The organism is Agrococcus jejuensis, assembly GCF_007679035.1.
GTDB classification, from domain to species: Bacteria; Actinomycetota; Actinomycetes; order Actinomycetales; family Microbacteriaceae; genus Agrococcus; species Agrococcus jejuensis_A.
Genome location: NZ_VEFR01000004.1, coordinates 220,008 through 239,264 on the forward strand (window position 1 = coordinate 220,008; position 19,257 = coordinate 239,264).

Below are 19,257 nucleotides of genomic sequence, written 5' to 3' on the forward strand. Positions count from 1 at the left end.
AGCGCGCGGCGCAGGTTCGTTGCGTGCGCGCTCGGATGCGGTGCGGGCTGAGGACTAGGACGCCGCGACGAGCGCGATCGCGAGCCCCGCGAGCCACGAGGCGACCGCGACGGCGCACGCGATCGCCGGCCAGCGGATCGCGCGGCGGCGCCGGGCGAGCTGCACGGCGCCACCGACGATGCCGACCACCGCCGCGGCCGCCGGCACGGCGAGCATGAGCACGAGCGCGACGAGGCCCGACGCCTCGTCGCACGGCTGCAGCGCGATCGGGCACGGCTGCGCCACGACGAACAGCGGCACGAGCCCGAGCGTCGCGAGCGCGCCGACGAGCACGACCGACAGCACCATGAGCGCCACGACGCGCAGCGAGCTCTCGGGCTGCCGCGTCGTCGCCTCGTCTGCCTCCACGCATCCTCCGATCGCGGTCAGCATGGCACGCTGCTCCGGTCGCGCGGTGGGTGGCGCTCGACGCATCTGCGCCCACCCGAGCGTCGACGGACGACGCGCGGATGGGCGCAGGTGCGGTGCGAGGTCAGCGCTGCGCGAGCGCCCGCTGCCGTCGCGTGACGAGCGTCGCGGCACCGGCGGCGAGCAGCAGCATCGCCGCGAGCAGCGAGCCGGTGAGCTCGACGCCCGTCACGGGCAGGCTGCCGGAGCCTGCGCCGCCACCTGCGCCACCACCGGCGACCGGCGGTGCGGTCGGCGGCGTCACCGTGGGCGGTGCGGCGACTGCGGCGACCGTGAACGAGCGGCCCTCGCTCGGCGCGGACCGGTCGGCGCCGTCACCCGTGGACTGCCTCGCCGAGGCGAGGTAGTCGCCGGCGCCGAGCTCGATCGACGCCGTCCAGGTGCCGTCCTCGGCCACGGTCGCGCTGACCTGCGCACCGTCGAACTCGCCCTCAGCGCCCGTCGGCGGCAGGGCCGGGACGATCGAGACCGACACGGTGGCGCCCGCGACGCCCGTGCCCGTGAAGGTCACGGTCGTGCCGTCGACGACCGGCTGGTCGAGCGTCGGCGGTGCGAGCGGCGTCGTGACGGGCGCGACCTCGAAGAAGATCGTGCGAGCGATCTCCTGCGCGACGCGCTCGCCGTCGGCGTCGAGCTGCTGCGTGAACGTGTTGGCGAACAGCTGCTCTGCCGGCAGCCCGTCGAAGATCGCGGTGACCTCGAAGGTGCCGTCGTCGTCGACGATCGCGGAGCCGGCCTCGGCCAGTCCGCCGCGTCCGTCGAAGTACTGCACGACGATCGTGTTGCCGGCCACGCCGGTGCCGACGTACGCCACGCCCGCACGCGGGTCGGCGATCGTGTCGCCCTCCTCGGGCGTCGTCAACGTGAAGACGATCTGCTGCGCGGGAGCCTCGGGCAGGATGATGTCGACGAACCGGCTGCCGGGTCGCTCGACGCCCGCGGGGCTCGTCGCCGTGGCGACCACGCGGATCTCGGTCTCGCCGAAGTTCGCACTCGTGAAGTCGGTCGTCGGCACGGTCCAGGTGCCGTCGTCCTCGACGATGGTCTCGCCCGCGAGGTAGGAGCCGAGCTGCTGTCCGCCGTAGCGCAGGGTCACGGTGTCGCCCGGCGTTCCCGTGCCCGTGAACTCGGGCGTCGTCGTCGCGACGCGCTCGCCGCTCTCGGGGCTCACGACGGCGAACGGCGTGGCCTCGACCGGGGCGACGGCGAAGTTGATGGTGCGGCCGATCTCCACGGAGGCGGGGGTGCCGTCGGGTGCGAACTGCCGGGTGAACGTGTTCGCGAACGTCTGCCCAGCGGGCAGCTCGCGGAACGTGGCGAAGACGTCGAAGCGACCGCCCTGGTCGACCGTCGCGACGCCTGCGGTCGCGACGCCGCCACGGCCGTCGAAGTAGCGCACGGTCACCGTGTTGCCCACTTCGCCGGTGCCCACGAAGTGCACGATGTTCAGCAGGTCGTTGCGCGTCTCGCCCTCGAGCGGCGACTCGAGCGTGAACTGCGCCGCAGCCGGCACTGGTGCCGACGGGAACGTGATGGTGATGAAGAACGCGCCGGTCTCGGTGCCTCCCGGGGTCGTCTCCGTGACGCGCACGCGCGTCTCGGTCTCGCCCGGGTTCGCGGAGGCGAAGCTCGTCGCCGTCGACCACTCGCCGGCGTCGTCGACCACCGCGGTGCCCGCGACGTACGAGCCGAGGCCCTGTCCGCTGTAGGTCAGGGTGACGCTGTTGCCCGTCGTGCCGAGGCCCGAGAAGGTCGGCATCGTCGAGTCGACGGCGGAGCCGTTCGTCGGGCTCGTCACCGAGAAGGGCTGCTCGACGGCCGACGCAGCCGGTGCCGCAAGGAGGGCGGCGGTGGCTGCGAGCGCGAAGGACACCCCTGCGGCGGCCATCCGTGTGCGGAGGGAGGTGCGCGTGCGCCCCGTCCCGTGGGTCATGGCGTGGGTCATCGTCGACACTCCGTGCTCCGAGGCGTCGACGGCCTGGCGGATCCAGGGCGACGCGCGTCGTGCAGATGGTTCGTCGCCGACCGCCTCCTCAGCCTGTGCCGATTCGGCCAATGATTCGGCGGGTCGCTTGGAGATGCCGTGGCTGGCGGGTCGTCGTGCGATCCGATCCCTAGAAGATCATCGGGCGATCGTCGTCGAGCTCGGTCTCGACGTCGATGTCGACGACGACGGGCACGTGGTCGCTCGGGGCGTCGCCCGCTCGCTCGCCGGAGTCGATCCGGGCACCCGTGACGAGCTCGGCGAACGGGGCGGTGCCGAGCACGAAGTCGATGCGCATGCCCTCGCCCTTCTGCCAGCGACCGGCCTTGTAGTCCCAGTAGGTGTAGCCGCTCGCGCGGTCGCGGACGACGTCGACCATGCCCAGGCGCTCGAACGTGCGGAACGCCTCGCGCTCGGGCTCCGACACGTGCGTCGACTCGGCGAATGCGGCGATGTCCCACACGTCGTGGTCGAACGGCGCGATGTTGAAGTCGCCCATGAGCGCGAGCGGCATGCGCTGCCACGTCTTCGCGTGCTCGGCGAGGATGCGCAGCCACTCGAGCTTGTACGCGAGGTGCGGATGGCCCAGGTCGCGGCCGTTCGGCACGTACAGGCTCCACAGCCGCACGCCCTCGACCGTCGCTGCCATCGCCCGCGCCTCGACGACGGGCTCGCCCGTGTTCGCGTAGCCGGGCTGGTCGTCGAACTGCCGCACGACGTCGACCATCGGCAGGCGCGACGCGATCGCGACGCCGTTCCACTGGTTCGTGCCGTGCGCCTCCACGTGGTACCCGGCGGCCTCGAACTGCTCGTACGGGAACTGGTCGACGCGGCACTTGATCTCCTGCATCGCCAGCACGTCGACGTCGGATCGCTCGAGCCAGTCCACGATGCGCCCCACACGGGCACGGACGGAGTTCACGTTCCAGGTCGCGACGCGCATGGCATCAGCCTATTTCGTGGTGGCGACACGAGTCGGCGGCACGGTCTCGCCATCTGCTGCGCTCGCGCGCTCCTCGACGAGCTGGAAGCGCGTCGGCGACCCATGCACGACGCGAGGCCCGCATCCCTGGATGGGATGCGGGCCTCGCGCAGCGCCGGCGGGGATCAGCCCGCGAAGGCCATCTCGTTCGGGGCGGCGTCGAGCGCCGCCTCCGCGATCGTCTCGCCCGACTCGAGGTCGATGGCGACGATGCGGCTCGAGGCCGGGTCGGTCACGTACGCCGTGTGGCCCTCGACCACGAGGTACGGGTGAGCCTCCTGCCACTCGGCCGGACCCTCCCACGCCTCGATCGCAGGGAACGACTCGGTGAACGCGCCGGTCTCGCCGTCGACGAGGTGCAGCGCGCCGTCGGTGCCGATGATCCACAGGTCGCCGTGGTGGTCGCGCTCGACGCCCTGCCACGTGTACTCGACGCCCTCGGGCAGGTCGACGATCTCCCACGTGCCCGCGGCGGTGTCGACCATGCCGATGCGGTGCAGCAGGCTGCCCTCGGCGTCGGGGTCGTCGCGGTAGTCGGTGAACGCGATCGACGACTCGTGCGTCGTGTACAGGTTGCCGACGCGGCCGAAGTCGTCGGGGCTGTCGAGCTTCGTGAACTCGCCGTCGGCGTACAGCAGCACGCCGTCCTGGCAGCCGATGAGCACGTGCTCGTCGGCGGCGACGCCCTCGCCGTGCACCGAGGGGCAGGTCTCGTCGCGGGCGATCTCGGTGCCGTCGGCGTCGAGGATGCGCACGCCCGTGCGGGCCTCCTCGGTGCCGAGCGTCGACACGATCGTGCCGTCGGCCAGCTCGACGGCGACGCCGTGGTGCGCCGCCTCCGACTCGTACGCGTCGACGTCGGCGGGCAGGTCGGCGGAGTCGGTGAGCGCGTCGGTGTCGAATGCCCAGAAGTCGCCGGTCGCGTCGTCGAAGAGCACGGTGCGGCCGTCGTGCAGCACGACGTGGCCCGCGGCGGCGCCCTCGAAGACGGCGCCGGTGAGCGCCGGCTCGTCGTCGGTCGACGCGCCCGTCGCGAGCACCTCGAAGCCCTGCGACGACGTGATGAAGACGTGCTCGCCGTCGCCGGCGGGGTTGACGCGCAGGAAGCCGTCGAGCGCGACCTCGTCGCCGACCGGCTCGAGCGTCTCGGCGTCGAGCACGACGACGCCGCCGTCGACCGTGAGGGCCAGGCGACCGGCGTGGTCGTGCGCCTCCTCGGATGCGGACTCGGATGCGGCGGGCTCGGCGTCGGCCGTCGAGCACGCCGCGAGGGCGAGCGCGGCCGCGGCGGCGACGCCGATCGCCGACGTCGCACGACGTCGGATGCTGTGGTGGGTGGTCATGGGGTTCCTCTCGTGGTGGGGATGCGGCATGCGCCGCACGGGTTGCGTCGCCGTGGGCGACGCGGGGGTCAGGGGGCGAGCGCCGCCTCGATGCGGTCGGCGTTCGCCTGCATGAGCTCGAGGTAGGTGCCCGCGCCGCCGTCGGGCTCGGTGAGCGACTCGGTGAAGAGCGACTCGACGCGCACGTCGACGCCCACCTCCTCCGCGAGCACCTGGATGAGCCGGTCGGGCTGCGACGACTCGGCGAAGATGACGGGCACGCCCGCCTCCTCGATCGCCGCGGCCAGGTCGTCGAGGTCGCTCGCGCTCGGCGCCGCGAGCGTCGAGCCGCCGGGGATGACGGCGCCGACGATGCGGAAGTCGTAGCGCTCGGCGAGGTAGCCGAAGACGTGGTGGTTCGTCACGAGCACGCGGCGGTCGGCGCCGATCGCGTCGAAGCGGGTCTCGAGGTCCGCGTCGAGCGCCTCGAGCTCGCCGCGGTAGTCGTCGGCGGCGTCAGCGAGCGCGTCGGCGTCGATGCCGTCGACATGCTCGGCGATCGCGTCCTCGAGTGCGTCGACGACCGCGACCATCTGCGTCGGATCCGTCCACCAGTGCGGGTCGGGGCCCGACGCATCCTCGGTCGCGTACTCGAGCACCTCGACGACGTCGCCGGCCAGGGTGATCGGGACGCCCGCATCCGCTGCGGTCTCGACGTGCTGCAGGAGCCCCTCCTCGAGCCCGAGGCCGTTGGCGACGACGAGGTCGGCGGCCTCCATGTCGGCCGCCTGGCGTGCGGAGATCTCGAACGAGTGGGGGTCGGCGTTCGGCTGCATGAGCGTGGCGACCTCGACCTGCTCGCCCACGAGGGTCTCGACGACGTCGCCGAGGATGTTCGTCGTCACGACGATGCGCGGACCCTCGGATGCGGGCGCGCACGCCGCGAGGACGCCGGCGGCGAGGACGGCGCTCGCGACCGCCGCGAGCGCGCGCCTCATCGGCCGACCTCCGTCACGGCGTCGCCGGCGACCTCGAGGGTGCGGGCGATGCGGGCGCCGTCGGCGTAGTCGATCTCGAGCACGGTGCCGTCGCCGACGGGCACGTACGCGCGGGAGGCGTCGACGTCGATCGTCGGCGTCGCGTCCGAGGCGATCGCGTCGGCGAGCAGCGGCTCGGTGGCGCCGAGCACGGCGCCCGTCGCATCCATCGCCAGCACGCGGCCATCGGCGGCGATGGCCACGACGTGCTCGTCGGCGTCGTCGACCGCGGCGACGCGCACGAGCGGCGTCTGGGTGGGGACGAGCGTCCACGAGCGCTCCCGGGTGTCGAGCAGCCACAGCCCCGCGTCGCCGGCGACGGCGGCGACGGTGGGGCGCCCGGGGCGACCGTCGATCGCGGTCGCCACCGTCGCCGGGTCGGTGCCCGCGGGGTAGGGGATGGACTCGAGCGGCGCATCCGCGGCCGTCGCGAGCACGGCGCCCTCCGCGCACGTCACGGCGACGCCGACGCGGGTCTGCATCGCATCCGTCGGGTCGGTGCACGCCGTCGGCTCGGTCAGCGCGTCGCCGTCGTGGTCGACGAGCCGCACGCCCGAGGCGTCGGCGACGAGGATCGCGTCGCCGAGGGGCACCGCCGCCACGGCATCCGCGTCGAAGCGTCCGAGCTCGGTGGTCGTGCCCTGGCCGAGGTCGCCGCGGTCGAGCACGACGACCTCGCCGGCTCCCTCGGCGAGCACGACCGTGACGAGCTCGGTCGACGCGATGCGCGCCGGGCCGTCGGCCTCGATGGTCGCTGCGACGTGCGGATGCGCCCGGTAGTAGTGGTTGTGATCGCCGTGCTCGACGGTCCATGCGCCGGAGTCGACGATGGCGATGCCGTCGGCGGTCGTCGCGGCGACGAAGCGGCCGTCGTCGGCGACGTGGGTCACGGCGCCGATCTCGCCGACGGCCGCGGTCTCCTCGCTGAGCAGGTCGAGCATCGTCACGTCGCCGGCCGCGGTCACGCCGACGAGGCCGAGCTGCGGCTCCTCGTGCTCGCTCGCGCCCTCGACGAAGCCGTGCGGGGTCGCGTCGGCGTCGTCGTCCGACTCGGCATCGGGCGCGCTCGTGCATGCGGCGAGCACGAGCAGCGCGGGCACGGCGACGGCGAGCGCGGATGCTGCTCGGCGGGATGCGCGGTGGCGCGGGATCATGCGGTCCTCTCGGGGGTGGGGATGGCGACGGTCGGCCGGCGACTGCTCGCCTCGGGATGCCGACTGGTCACGAATGGTCGATGACTGGTCATGAATGGCGGTCGACTGGTCGCGGATGGCTGCCATCCGTGACCACCGTTCGACCGTCCGCGACCACTCGGCGATCACCTACGGGCCGTCCTCCCGTCGGGGCGGGTGCGGGTGCGGGCGCTGGTGCCGACGCGGCGGACGCCGGCGCAGCCGACGCATCCGCATCGCTCCGCGAGCGCGTCGCGATCGCGTGGGCGACCGCGGAGACGGTGAAGAGCAGCACCGCGGCGACGGCGATGGATGCGCCCGCCGCGGTCGCGAGGTGCCAGGAGGCGAGCAGGCCGGCGACGACGGCGGCGGCGCCGATGCCCGCGCCGCCGGCCATCGTCGCGCCGATGCTCCGCGCCCAGAGGGCCGCGGCGGCGGGTGGCGCGACGAGCAGGGCCACGACGAGCAGGGTGCCGACGGCCTGGTACGAGGCGACGACGGCGACGATCACGAGCGCCGACAGGCCGACGCGCGCGAGCCGCGGGCGCATGCCGAGCGTCGTGGCGACGCGCTCGTCGAACGCGAGCGCCGTGAGCGGGCGGTGCAGCAGGCGCGCGACGATCGCGGTCGCGAACAGGCCGACGCCGAGGGCCACGAGCTCGGGCGTGCGGATGGCGAGCACGTCGCCGAAGAGCATGGCGGTGACGTCGGTCGCGAAGGATCCCGAGTGGCTCACGACGATGACGCCGGTCGCGAGCATGCCCACGAACGCGATGCCGATCGCGGTGTCGTGCTGCAGGCGCGAGCGGCGCGTGAGCCAGCCGATCCCCACGCCCATGAGGGCGGCGCTCACGGCGGCGCCGGCGATGGGCGAGGCGCCGACGAGGGTCGCGATGGCGACGCCGGGCAGCATGCCGTGGCCGAGCGCCTCGCCGAGGAAGGCCATGCCGCGTGCGACGACCCAGGCGCCGGCGATGGCGCAGATCGTCGCCGCCAGCACGCCGCCGAGCAGCGCGCGGGCGAAGAAGGCCGTCTCGAACGGCTCCAGGATCCAGGGCACGCATCGAACGTAACTGATAACGGTTATCAAAGTACAATCGGAGGATGGCTGCGATCGCGCTCGACCACGTCCACGCCCTCCGCGGGGGCCGTGCGGCGCTCGCCGACGTCTCGTGCACGCTGCCCGAGGGCTCCGTGACCGCGCTCGTCGGCGACAACGGCTCGGGCAAGTCGACCCTGCTCGAGGTGCTCGCCGGCGTGCTGCCGTTCGTCGGCGACGCATCCGGCCTGCCCGATCGGCGCGCGCTCGTCGTGCAGCGCACCGACCTCGGCGACCGGCTGCCGCTCACGGTGCGCGCGACGGTCGCCATGGGGCTGTGGCGCGAGCTCGGCCTCGTCGGTCGCCTGCGCCGGGGCGACCGAGCGCGCATCGACGACGCGCTCGAGGTCGTCGGCATGCTGTCGTTCGCCGACCGCCCGATCGCGGCGCTCTCGGGTGGGCAGCGTCAGCGTGCGCTCGTCGCCCAGGGACTCGTGCAGGCCGCCCCGCTCACGCTGCTCGACGAGCCCACGGCGTCGGCCGACGCCGCCTCCCGCGACCGCATCGACGCCGCGATGCGCGCGCTCGCCGACGACGGGGCAACCGTCGTCGTCGCCACGCACGACCGCACGTCGCTCGCCCGCGCCGACCACGCCGTGCTGCTCGAGCGGGGCAGGGTGCTCGCGGCGGGGACGCCGGCAGCGGTCGCCGACGTGCAGGCCCGCATGGCGGTGGAGGCGCTCGCGCTCGGGTGATCGAGCTCGCGGCGGCCCGGCGCCGCGACCGGTGCGGCGCGGCTGCGACGGTCGGCCCCGCGCACGGTGGACGGACGCCCGTGACACGGCGTCACCCCTTCCGCATCTCGGACACGGCGCATCCGGCAGGATGAGCGCATGGCGCTGCCGCTCCGCGAGCTCTACCTCGACGCGCTCGAGCTGTTCACCGCCGAGGCGCTCGCGGCCTCGGACTCGCTCGGGCTGCCGTCGGCGTGCGAGGGCTGGACGATCGCCGACGTCGTGCTGCATCTCGCCCTGACGCAGCGCGGCAACGTCATCGCGCCGCTGACCTCCGGCGCGGAGCCCCTCGGACCGACGTCGGCGCGTGCCGACGTCGCCGCCGTGCGCGCCATCGGCGTCTGGGAGCGCACCGCCCGCGAGGCCATGGCCATCGTCGACGCCTGCGACGACGAGCGCCTGCCGCTGCTGTACTTCCCGACGATGGACCTCACGATGCACGCGTGGGACATCCGGTGGGGCATCGCCCGCATCGGGCTCGCCGAGCGTCTCGAGCTGCCCGAGCCGCTGCTCGCGTTCGCGGAGGGGCTGCCGTCGCGGATCGTCGACGCCGACGTGCGCTCGCCCGTCGTGTTCGGGGATGCGATGCCGGCGCCCGAGGGCGCGTCGCGCACGACGGCGATCATGGCGTGGGCGGGTCGACGCGTCTGACCGCGCGATCGAGCCGCATCGCGCTCGTGCACGCTCGGCGCCCGACGCCGCGAGCGGCCGCGGGTGGCATCGACCACGCCCGTGCCCTGGGTAGCCTGGAGCCGTGACCGCGCGCGACGACCTCATCCAGCTCATCCGCGACGAGGCCGTCTTCCACGGCGACTTCGTGCTGACCAGCGGCAAGCGCGCGACGTACTACGTCGACATGCGCAAGCTGTCGCTCGACCACCGCGGCGCCCCGCTCATCGGCGACGTGCTGCTCGACCTCATCGCCGACATCCCCGACGTCGCCGCGGTCGGCGGCCTCACGATGGGTGCCGACCCGCTCGCGAACGCCGTGCTGCACCGCGGCCTCGCTCGCGGGCTCGCGGTGGATGCGTTCGTCGTGCGCAAGGAGCCGAAGGACCACGGCCGCGGCCGCCAGGTCGAGGGTCCGGATCTCGCGGGCAAGCGCGTCGTCGTGCTCGAGGACACCTCCACGACGGGCGGTTCGCCGATCGCCGCGATCGAGGCGCTGCGCAAGGTCGGCGCCGAGGTCGTGGCCGTGGCGGTCATCGTCGACCGCTCGACGGGTGCGCAGGCGGCGATCGAGGCTGCCGGCGTCGAGTACCGCGCGGCGATCGGCCTCGCCGACCTGGGCCTCGCGCCCCAGTGACCCTGACGATCTGAGGTTCTCGGCCCTTTCTGACATCAGAAAGGGCCGAGAACCTCAGATCTGTGCCGAGCAGCAGACGAGAGGAGACGGATGGGCGGCGTGCTCATCGGGTTCGCGATCATCGCGTTCGTCATCCTCGTCGGCTGGCTGCTCGCCCGCACGAAGGTCGTCTCGCAGGACGATCGGCTCGTGCTCAACAAGGTCGCGTTCTTCGGCGCCAGCCCCGCGCTGCTCTTCACGGTGCTCGCCGCATCCGACATCCGCGTGCTGTTCTCGGGCGTGCTGCTCGTCGCGCTGCTCATGTTCGTCTCGGTCGCGGCGATCTACGTGCTCATCGCTCGCCTCCTCTTCACGAAGGACGTCGGGCGCATCGCGATCGGCGCGTCGACGTCGGGCTACTCGAACGTCAACAACATCGGCCTGCCGGTCGCCGTCTACGTGATCGGCGACGCGCAGTTCGTCGGCCCCATGATCATGCTGCAGCTGCTCGTGCTCGCGCCCGTCCTGCTCGGCATCCTCGACGTCGTGCGTGCGGGCAAGGCGTCGTTCTGGGGCATCGTGACGCAGCCGCTGCGCAACCCCATCCTCATCGCCTCCGTGCTCGGCGCGCTCGTGTCGCTCACCGGCCTGCAGATCCCGGATCCGGTGCTCGCGCCGCTCGAGATCCTCGGCGGCGCCGCGGTGCCGCTCATGCTGCTCGCGTTCGGCATCTCGCTCGGTGGCGACAAGCCGCTGCAGCGCGGCTCGGGACGCAAGGAGGTGCTGCTGGCGACGGCGCTGAAGTCGTTCGCGGCGCCGGCGATCGCGTTCGTGCTCGCGCGCTTCGCGTTCCAGCTGCCCGACGACCTCGTCTACGCCTGCACGGTCATGGGCGCGCTGCCGACGGCGCAGAACATGTACCAGTACGCCCTGCGCTACCAGACGGCGCAGGTCGTCGCCCGCGACGTCATCCTGCTCACGACGATCCTGTCGCTGCCGGTCATGCTGCTCGTGGCGTGGCTGCTGCATCCGTAGCGGATGCGCCGGCCCGCCGCGCGATGCGGCGGGCGGGGATCAGCGCTTGCCGCGCCGCTTCGACGAGCCGCCCTGCTGCTGCTGGCGCGACTGGACCTTGTCGACGATGAAGTTGATCACGACGGGGACGAGGGCGGTCACGACCATCGTGAGGAGACGCTTGCGCATGGAGGTGGATCCGATCGTTCGGTCAGCGCCGCTGACGGCGGGTGGAGGTCCGAGTCAACGCGATCGGCACCTCCACCCTCGACCCCTTGCCGAGCGGCGCTCCGTATGCCGTCAGCCGAGCAGCGCCAGGACGGCGGGCACCGTCAGCACCGCGACGTAGAAGCCCATGAACTGCACGCCGGTGTGCATCTTCACGAGGCGGTTGAGCGCTCCGCCGGCGAGGCCGACGACGATCGCCACGCCCAGGGCGACGAGACCGCCCTCGTAGAGGCAGATCACGGCGATGAGGCCCGCGAACGCGCCGATGACCGCCTCGTGGCTCACCTTCCGCATGATCCACGACGCCGCGCGATGCGCCTGCGTCATCGCGAACGGGTAGGTCAGCAGCACCGCGACGATCACCGCGAGGAGGCCGAACACGAGGAACTGCCACGGCTCGAGCATGTCGTGCAGGTTGTTCGTCGTGCCCGCCTCGGCGTCGATCGTGTAGACCGGCGGCGCGTTGAACAGCGGGTTCGCCGGGCCGGCCGCCGTGGGCGACAGGGGGAGGCCGATCGCGATGAGCGGGATGAGGGTCTCGGCGATGTAGGTCGACTCGGTCGTGCCGTTCTTGATCGCCATCATCGACGTGAGTCGGCGGTAGCCGTTCTTGATCCGCCCCGCGAACGCCTCTCCCATGAGCACCGTCATCGCGACGGGCGAGAACACGAAGGTCGCGCTCGACACCACGGCCGCGCCGGCGGTCGATGCCGCCTGCCGCCCGTCGAGCACCTGCAGCGGGTTCGGCATGCGTCCCGACCACGTGCGCGAGTCGGCGGCGAGCTCGAACACGCGCGGCGCATCCCGACGCATGCGCGCGCGGCCGCGGGGCGTCGACGCCAGGAAGAGATCGAGGATGAGCGGGCCCGTGGCGATGCCGAGGAAGAACGAGATCGACAGCGGCGTGCCGAGGATCGCGGTCGAGCCGTCGCGCAGCGCCACGATGAGCAGGACGAACGGCACGAGCGCAACCAGCGCGCGCCAGCGTCCCTTCGACACGACCGCGATGAGCGCGGCAGCGGCGAGGAACAGCCACGGCGCCACCGCGCCGATCGCGTCGGAGAACGGCGTGAGGATCCATGCGAACAGCACGGCGACCGGGACGGCGATGATCGCAGCGATGACGCCGCCGGAGATCGCCTTGCGCAGCGCGATGTGCGGCACGCCCAGCTCGCGCAGCAGCTGCGCGTCGCGCAGCAGCGGCGCCGCGAGCGTGTCGCCGGGGATGCCGAGCAGCGTCGTCGGGATCGCGTGGGTGATGTGCTTCGCCGAGATCGCCGCCATGAAGAAGGCGAAGACGCCCACGGGCGCCACGCCCAGCAGGATGACGAGCAGGGTGATCGGGGCGATCGTCGCCGTCTCGTCGGTGCCGGAGACGAGGCCGAGCAGGCCGAAGACGATCGCGCCGACGAGGGCCATGCCCGCGGCCCATGCGAAGAGCTCGAGGATGTCCATCAGGCGGCACCCTCCGCCTCGGTGCGACGACGGTGCTGCGCGGCAAGGTCGTCGTAGAGACCCAGCGCACGCACCTCGGCGAGGAGGCGCGCCGGCAGCTCGTCGGGGTCGCCGAGCGGGCCGATCTCGGCCTCGATGGCGTCCATGGCCTCCTGGCGCGAGCCCGCGGTCTCGGCGCCGATCTCGACCGTGCGCTTCGGGCCGAACAGCCGTGCGGCGATGACGGCGGCGATGAGGCACGCGGCGATGCCGGCCAACAGGGCGTAGGAGCGCTGCAGGCCCTCGGCCACGTCGGTCATGCCGAGGAGCCAGCTGGTGCCGAGGAACACGGGGGCGCCGAGGCCGACGCCCAGCACGATCGACAGCACGAGGTGGCGCTGGTCGACGGTGTCTCCCCACACCTCCAGCAGCCTCGACTCCGTCGTCGTCGCAGCGGGCGGTGGCTGGGTCATGCGGGCTCCTTCGCCGAGAGTGCGCGAGCGACGCGCGATGGGGTGGGTCGGCCGAGCGCGGTGGACAGCCACGCGCTCGCCTCCGTGAGGGCATCGAGGTCGACGCCGGTGCGCACGCCCATGCCGTCGAGCATCCACACGAGGTCGTCGGTGGCGAGGTTGCCGGTGGCGCTGCGCGCGAAGGGGCAGCCGCCGACGCCTGCCGCCGATGCGTCGAACGTGCGCACGCCGGCCTCGAGGCCGGCGAGCACGTTGGCGAGCGCGGTGCCGTACGTGTCGTGCATGTGCAGCGCGAGACGGTCGAGGGGGATGCCGTCGGCGACGAGCGCGTCGACGACGGCGCGCACCTGACCGGGCGTCGCGACCCCGATGGTGTCGCCGAGCGACACCTCGTCGACGCCCCATCCGTGCAGCAGCGTCGCGACCCGGGACACGTCCGAGACGGGCACGTGTCCCTCCCAGGGGTCGCCGAAGACCATCGACAGATACCCTCGCACGCGCACGCCGTCGGCTCGGGCATGCGCCACGACCTCGCGTGCCGCAGCCTCGGTCTGCGCCCGCGCGGCGCCGAGGTTCTCGTGGCTGAACGTCTCGGTGACGCTGAGGAACACCGCCACGTCCTGTGCGCCCGCCGCGCGCGCGGCGTGGTAGCCGTGCAGGTTCGGCGTGAGCACGGGCGTGCGGATGCCCAGGTCGGCGACGCCCGCGAGCACGGCATCCGAGTGGGCCATCTGCGGCACGCGATCGGCGCGCACGAACGAGCCGACCTCGACGACGGGCAGGCCGGCGCCGGCGAGCATGCGGATGGCGCGGATGCGGTCGTCGACGTCGAGCGTCACGGCCTCGGCCTGCAGGCCGTCGCGCGGTGCGACCTCCCAGATCGTCACGGCGTCGGGCGCACCCGGCAGCGTCGCGCGCTCGGGCAGCCCCACGTCGCGCACGCTCATCGGCCGGCTCGCAGCTCGGCGAGCTCGCGCTCGGCGACGTCGGCGCGCACGGCGCCCGCCGCGACGATGCGTGCGGCGAGCGCATCCACCTCGTCGGCGGTCGCACCGGCCGACACGGCGACGTTGCGCGCGTGCAGCCCCATGTGGCCGCGCTGGATGCCCTCGGCCGACAGCGCGCGCACGGCGCCGATGTTCTGCGCGAGCCCGACGGACACGACGATGCGCGCCAGCTCGTCGGCCGTCGTCACCTCGAGCATCCGCACGGCAGCCTGCGCCGCGGGGTGGCTGCGCGTCGCGCCGCCGACGAGCCCGACGGGCATCGGCAGCTCGAGCGTCGCGGCGAGGTTGCCGTCGGCATCCCGCTCCCAGGTCGACAGCGATCGGTATTGCCCGTCGCGCGCGGCATGCGCGTGCGCGCCCGCCTCGACGGCACGGGTGTCGTTGCCGGTGGCGAGCACGACGGCCGTGACGCCGTTCATGATGCCCTTGTTGTGCGTCGCCGCCCGGTAGGGGTCGTCATGCGCGAGCGCGCCGGCCTCGAGCATGTTCGCCACGACCTCGGGGCCGCCGATGTCGTCGGGCCGGATGCGCACGCGGGCGCGGGCGAGGCGCAGGTCGGCCTTGTTCGTGAGGATGCGCAGCAGGTGCCGCCCCTCGGCGATGCTCGCGAGCAGGGGAGCGGTCGCTTCGGCCATCGTGTTCACGGCGTTGGCACCCATCGCGTCGCGCACGTCGACGACGAGGTGCACGACGAGGTGCGTCGCGTGCCGCCCATGGATGATGCGCACGTCGACGCGGCGCGCGCCGCCGCCGTGCTCGACGAGGCGCGGGTCCTGCGCGTTCGCGAGCTCGAGCACCTCCGTCTCGCGCTCGAGGATGCGCGCGCGCGCGGCATGCACGTCGGCGACGTCGAGCAGCTGCACCTGCGCCTGCATGAGCGGACCGGTCGTCGTGGTCGTGAAGCCGCCGAGCGGACGCGCCATGCGCGCGACGTTGCTCGCGGCCGCGATGACGCTCGGCTCCTCGGTCGCCATGGGCACGAGCACCTCGCGCCCGTCGACGATGAGGTTCGTCGCGACGCCGACCGGGATGCCGATCGTGCCGATCGCGTGCTCGACCATGCGGTCGGCGTGGGTCAGGTCGATGCCGCCGTCCAGGAAGGCGCCGAGGTCGTCGGGGGCGATGCCGAGCTCGGCGGCGACGGCGGCGCGCCGCTCTGCCGGGGCGAGGGATCGGAGCCCGCTGAGACGGGAGGTGCGTGCCACGGTTGCCCGGCCTTCCTGGTGCGCGTCGTCGCGCTGCCTCGGCCATCGAAGCAGCGCACGCACCGCCGCTCCGTGTCTCGACCGGACACATCGAAGGCGCTGGGAGTGTCCTCCCTGAGCCCGCGCATGCGACGGCGGCCGCCTGCTCTCGTCGAGCAGACGGCCGCCGGATGGTCGACGCGATGCGCCGTGCGGGTGCGATCAGCGGCGCGCGAGCCTCCGGGCACCGATGCCCGCGACGAGCAGCGCCATGGCGGCGGCGAGCAGCAGCCAGGGCGCGTCGAGGCCGGTCTGCGGCAGCGCGCCGGCGGCACCGGCAGCAGCGCCAGCGGCAGGCGCGGACGCCGAGGGCGTCGGTGCCGACGGTGCCGGTGCCGACGGGCTCGGCGAGCCGGGCGTGGGCTGCACCTCGGGCACCGCCGTGACCGAGCCGGCCGTCGAGGTCGCGGCGAGCGAGCCGAACCCGGCCGACGTCGTGCCCGCGCCCTCGGCGATCGTGAGCACGACGGTGCCGACCTGCGTCGCACCCGTGACGGTCGCGACGTACGCGCTGCCGGAGCCCGTGACCGCGACGGTCGTCGCACCGGCGGTGCCGCCGACGGTGAAGTCGTCGGCCTCCACGCCCGTGACCGACTGCGAGAAGGTCACGTCGAACGCGACCGCTGCGGGATCGGGCTGCACGGCGGCGGGCGTCATCGTGACGCTCGGCGCCGTCGGCGCGTACTCGAGCGTCGCGGGGATGACGAAGAGGCTCGTGAGGCCGGCGGACGTCGCGCCGTCGTTCGCCGCACCGACGGTGATCGTGCCGGGCCGCTCGGCAGCGGCCACCGTGACGAGGAACCTGTCGCCCTCGCCGGAGAGCGTGACCTGCGACGGGCCGGCCGTGCCGCTCACCTGGATGTCCGCGAGGTCGAAGCCCTGCACCCAGGTCGACCAGACGACCTCGAAGGTCGCGGGGAGCTCCACGACCGGGGCCGTGATCGCGCGCACCTGCGCGGTCGGCGAGGTCGGCGCGAAGGCGAAGCCGCCGTTGGTGGTCGATGCGAGGTTCGCGGCGCCGCGGGCCGTCACGGCTGCTCCTGCGACCACCGACACGACGTGCGTGCCGTTGAACGCGCTCGGCAGCGTGAGGATGGTGAGCTCGTACGACGCTCCCGATCCGGTCAGTCGCATCTCGGCATCGATGGGCACCCCCATGCCCGCGACGATCCGCACGTCGTCGAGGCCGAAGCCCGTCACCGGCTCCGAGAACGTCACGGCGAGCCGGACGGGGAGCCTGGCCGCGTTGAACGACTGGCCCTGCGCGAGGGAGACGGCCACCGTCGGCGCCACGGGCACGATCTCGCCGGGGCCCGAGACGGCATTGGTGAACGAGGCGGCGCCCTGGTTCGTCTGCCCGGTCGTCACGAGGAAGTACTGCGTGCCAGCGGCGAGCTGCGCGTCGAACGACGCGAGCGCCGTCGGCGAGCCGGCCGCGGAGCCGATGCATCCGCTCGCGGACTGCGGGTCGAACGCACCCTCGAAGAGCTGCAGCTCGAGGCCGCCGCGCGACGCCTGCGTCGTCGAGAGGTCGTACTCGCCTGGGGCGGTGACCGAGAACTGCTGCACGTCGTAGAAGGCCGATGCCTCGGTGCCCGCGACGCAGCTGCCCGAGACCCTCGTGATGCCGTCGTCGAGCGAGCCCGAGTACGAGAAGGTCGCGGCGTTCGCCGGCGCGACGCCGAGCGCGAGCGCGCCGCCGATCGCCACGACTGCCGTGAGCAGGGCCGCGGCCGTTCGATGCAGGGTTCGACGCATGGATCTGCTCCTGAGCGGCCAGGCCGCATCGGGCCGCTGAGGGAGGCGTGCGAGCGCTCCTGCGGCAGGTGAGCCGGCAGCGAAAGCCCGGATGGTTGCAGCATAGCCTGAGGGTCGAGAGATCCTCAGACAGGTCCGATCAGCGCGCCGAGCCATCCTGTCGCTCGGGGGACGCGCTCGGTCGCTCGCCACTCTCGCCGCCTGCTCGCAGCGCTCGCCTGGCGAGCTCGAGCCGCACCGCGACCTCGACGCGGAACCGCGTCTCCGGATCGGTCCACGCGTCGCCGAGCAAGGCTCGGATGCGGCCCGCCCGCTGCTTCACGGTGCTCGGATGCACCTGCAGCGCCGTCGCCGCCGCACGCACCGAGCCGCGTGCGTCGAGCAGCGCCCGCATGGTCGCGACGAGCGCCGTGCCTCGCTCGGCATCCCAGGCGAGCACCGGCGCGAGCACCGCGTCGATGGACGCGGCCGCCGTTGCCCCGTCGCCGAAGAGCCCCGCGTACGGCGCGAGCGCGGCCGCGTCGACCGCGCCGCGCATGCCCAGGCCGGCGGCGAGCCGGGCGCTGGCGGTCGCGGTCCGAGCGGCCTGCGCGGCGCGCGCGAGGTCCGCCGCCGCGGCGCCGACCGCGAGCGCGGCGATGCCGTCGGCGCCGAGCGTGCCGAGCACCTCGGCGGCCGCATCCGCAGGCGTGGCGGCGGGCACGAGCACCACGAGGCCATCGGGCGTCGCCGCCGTCAGCCACGCCGCGCGCCGGCCGGCGACCCCGACGCCGCGGGCACGCGCGTCGGCGGCCGCAGGCACGGCGACCGCGACCCACGGTGCATCGATCGCGAGCCCGCGCGCCGCCGCTCGACGCAGGGCCGCCGGCGACGCGTCGTCGAGCAGGTCGATCGCGAGCTCGCCGCGCACGCGATCCTCCGCATCCGCCACCGCCGACCGCTGCACGGCGAGGAACGCGAGCACGAGCGCCGCGCGCTCGACCGTGCGCCGTCGCACGCCGTCGAGCGGCACCGCGCCCCGACCCACGAGCAGGGCGCCGGGACGCTCGCGGCTCGCGAGCACGGGGGCGACGAGCTCGACCGCGCCGTCGACGACGACCGCAGCACCCTCGCGCGCGGCGGAGGCCAGCGCGCGCGCGAGCGACGGCACCGCATCCGCGAGGGCCGCATCGCCCGCCACGAGGCGCCGATCGGCGTCGAGCAGCGCCACGGGCCGATCGAGCGCGGTCGACAGCGTCGCCGCGAGCGCGTCGGGCTCCGCGCCGTCGACCGCCGCCCGCGCGAGCTCGGCGTGCAGCTCGGCCGCCCACTCCGTGTGCCTGCGCCGATCCTCGGCGAGCTGCGACGCGGACGCGACGTCCTCGAACAGCGACGCGATCTGCAGCACGATCGCCGCGTGACCGCCGAACGTCGACAGCAGCGCGATCTCATCGGCCGTGAACCGATGCGCCGAGCGCGTCGCCGCGAACAGCACGCCCAGCACGCGATCGTGCGCCACGAGCGGCACGCCCAGCAGCGACCGCAGGCCCTCCTCGGCGAGCACGTCGTCGATGATCGCGTCGTGCGGCAGGGTCGCCTGCGCGTACTCCTCCACCCACTGCGGCGTGCGCGTGCGCACCGCGAGGCTCGCGACGCCGACGCCCGCAGGCACGACCATGCCGAGGAAGCGCGGGGATGCGATGCCGCGCGTCGCCCGTACGTACAGCTGGTCCTCGCGCTCCTCGTACGCCGACAGGTACGCGACGTCGACGCCCATGAGCTCGAAGGCGCGGTCGACGGTGCGCTGCAGCATCGCGTCGACCTCGTGCACGTCGAGCAGGTCGCGCGTCGACGCCATGACGGCGCCCAGCTGCAGGTCGCGGCGCACGAGGCGCTCGCGCTCGTCGAGCAGGCGCCGCATCGCCGCGGCGTCGGATGCGTCGGGCAGCGCCGCGCGGATGCGCGCATCGTCGACCAGCACGCCTGCGACGGCGTCGTCGAGCATCCTCGACAGCGGCGACGCATCCATGGGTCGAT

Annotated in this window: 18 protein-coding genes; 4 read left to right on the forward strand and 14 right to left on the reverse strand. The window is 73.6% G+C overall.

The window, feature by feature from the left end:
• Positions 1-54: 54 nt before the first annotated feature.
• The 7 genes from FS793_RS13310 to aztB form a co-directional block, all read right to left on the reverse strand.
• Positions 55-408, reverse strand: coding sequence for a hypothetical protein (locus tag FS793_RS13310; RefSeq protein WP_144721104.1), 354 nt, complete (start codon positions 406-408; stop codon positions 55-57).
• A 124-nt stretch (positions 409-532) separates the two neighbouring features.
• Complete coding sequence (locus tag FS793_RS13315; RefSeq protein ID WP_186329522.1) at positions 533-2,401, reverse strand: hypothetical protein; 1,869 nt, start codon at positions 2,399-2,401, stop codon at positions 533-535.
• A 181-nt stretch (positions 2,402-2,582) separates the two neighbouring features.
• Positions 2,583-3,395, reverse strand: a complete 813-nt coding sequence (locus tag FS793_RS13320) for an exodeoxyribonuclease III (RefSeq protein ID WP_144721108.1) — start codon at positions 3,393-3,395, stop codon at positions 2,583-2,585.
• A gap of 164 nt (positions 3,396-3,559) precedes the next feature.
• Positions 3,560-4,777: a hypothetical protein gene (locus tag FS793_RS13325; RefSeq protein ID WP_144721110.1), complete on the reverse strand. Its 1,218-nt coding sequence runs from the start codon at positions 4,775-4,777 to the stop codon at positions 3,560-3,562.
• A 68-nt stretch (positions 4,778-4,845) separates the two neighbouring features.
• Positions 4,846-5,754 (reverse strand): zinc ABC transporter substrate-binding protein AztC, encoded by a 909-nt coding sequence (gene aztC, locus FS793_RS13330; RefSeq protein WP_144721112.1) that lies wholly within the window; start codon positions 5,752-5,754, stop codon positions 4,846-4,848.
• Entirely contained in the window at positions 5,751-6,947 is a 1,197-nt protein-coding gene (locus tag FS793_RS13335; RefSeq protein WP_144721114.1) for an ABC transporter, read from the reverse strand. Before FS793_RS13335 ends, aztC begins: the two co-directional genes overlap by 4 nt.
• An 88-nt stretch (positions 6,948-7,035) precedes the next feature.
• Positions 7,036-8,025, reverse strand: coding sequence for a zinc ABC transporter permease AztB (gene aztB / locus FS793_RS13340; protein WP_144721116.1), 990 nt, complete (start codon positions 8,023-8,025; stop codon positions 7,036-7,038).
• Between the two features lie 44 nt (positions 8,026-8,069).
• On the opposite strand from aztB, the gene FS793_RS13345 reads away from it, so the two are divergent.
• From FS793_RS13345 to FS793_RS13360, 4 genes are all read left to right on the forward strand, one after another.
• Positions 8,070-8,759, forward strand: coding sequence for a metal ABC transporter ATP-binding protein (locus tag FS793_RS13345; protein ID WP_144721118.1), 690 nt, complete (start codon positions 8,070-8,072; stop codon positions 8,757-8,759).
• A gap of 138 nt (positions 8,760-8,897) precedes the next feature.
• Positions 8,898-9,449, forward strand: a complete 552-nt coding sequence (locus tag FS793_RS13350) for a maleylpyruvate isomerase N-terminal domain-containing protein (RefSeq protein ID WP_144721120.1) — start codon at positions 8,898-8,900, stop codon at positions 9,447-9,449.
• A 103-nt stretch (positions 9,450-9,552) separates the two neighbouring features.
• On the forward strand, positions 9,553-10,104 hold the full coding sequence (gene pyrE / locus FS793_RS13355; protein ID WP_144721122.1) for an orotate phosphoribosyltransferase: 552 nt from the start codon (positions 9,553-9,555) through the stop codon (positions 10,102-10,104).
• Between the two features lie 90 nt (positions 10,105-10,194).
• Entirely contained in the window at positions 10,195-11,118 is a 924-nt protein-coding gene (locus tag FS793_RS13360) for an AEC family transporter (RefSeq protein WP_144721124.1), read from the forward strand.
• Positions 11,119-11,157: 39 nt separating this feature from the next.
• On the opposite strand, the gene FS793_RS16640 is transcribed toward FS793_RS13360, so the two are convergent.
• From FS793_RS16640 to FS793_RS13390, 7 genes are all read right to left on the reverse strand, one after another.
• Entirely contained in the window at positions 11,158-11,286 is a 129-nt protein-coding gene (locus FS793_RS16640; RefSeq protein WP_260980165.1) for a hypothetical protein, read from the reverse strand.
• 111 nt (positions 11,287-11,397) lie between these two features.
• Complete coding sequence (locus FS793_RS13365) at positions 11,398-12,780, reverse strand: tripartite tricarboxylate transporter permease (RefSeq protein ID WP_144721126.1); 1,383 nt, start codon at positions 12,778-12,780, stop codon at positions 11,398-11,400.
• Entirely contained in the window at positions 12,780-13,232 is a 453-nt protein-coding gene (locus FS793_RS13370) for a hypothetical protein (protein WP_144721129.1), read from the reverse strand. Before FS793_RS13370 ends, FS793_RS13365 begins: the two co-directional genes overlap by 1 nt.
• Positions 13,229-14,179 (reverse strand): hydroxymethylglutaryl-CoA lyase, encoded by a 951-nt coding sequence (locus FS793_RS13375; protein ID WP_144721131.1) that lies wholly within the window; start codon positions 14,177-14,179, stop codon positions 13,229-13,231. The genes FS793_RS13370 and FS793_RS13375 overlap by 4 nt, the downstream gene beginning before the upstream one ends.
• Complete coding sequence (locus FS793_RS13380) at positions 14,176-15,507, reverse strand: hydroxymethylglutaryl-CoA reductase, degradative (protein ID WP_260980166.1); 1,332 nt, start codon at positions 15,505-15,507, stop codon at positions 14,176-14,178. Before FS793_RS13380 ends, FS793_RS13375 begins: the two co-directional genes overlap by 4 nt.
• A gap of 138 nt (positions 15,508-15,645) precedes the next feature.
• Complete coding sequence (locus tag FS793_RS13385) at positions 15,646-17,241, reverse strand: hypothetical protein (RefSeq protein WP_144721133.1); 1,596 nt, start codon at positions 17,239-17,241, stop codon at positions 15,646-15,648.
• Positions 17,242-17,380: 139 nt separating this feature from the next.
• Complete coding sequence (locus FS793_RS13390) at positions 17,381-19,249, reverse strand: GAF domain-containing protein (RefSeq protein WP_186329523.1); 1,869 nt, start codon at positions 19,247-19,249, stop codon at positions 17,381-17,383.
• Between the last annotated feature and the right edge of the window lie 8 nt (positions 19,250-19,257).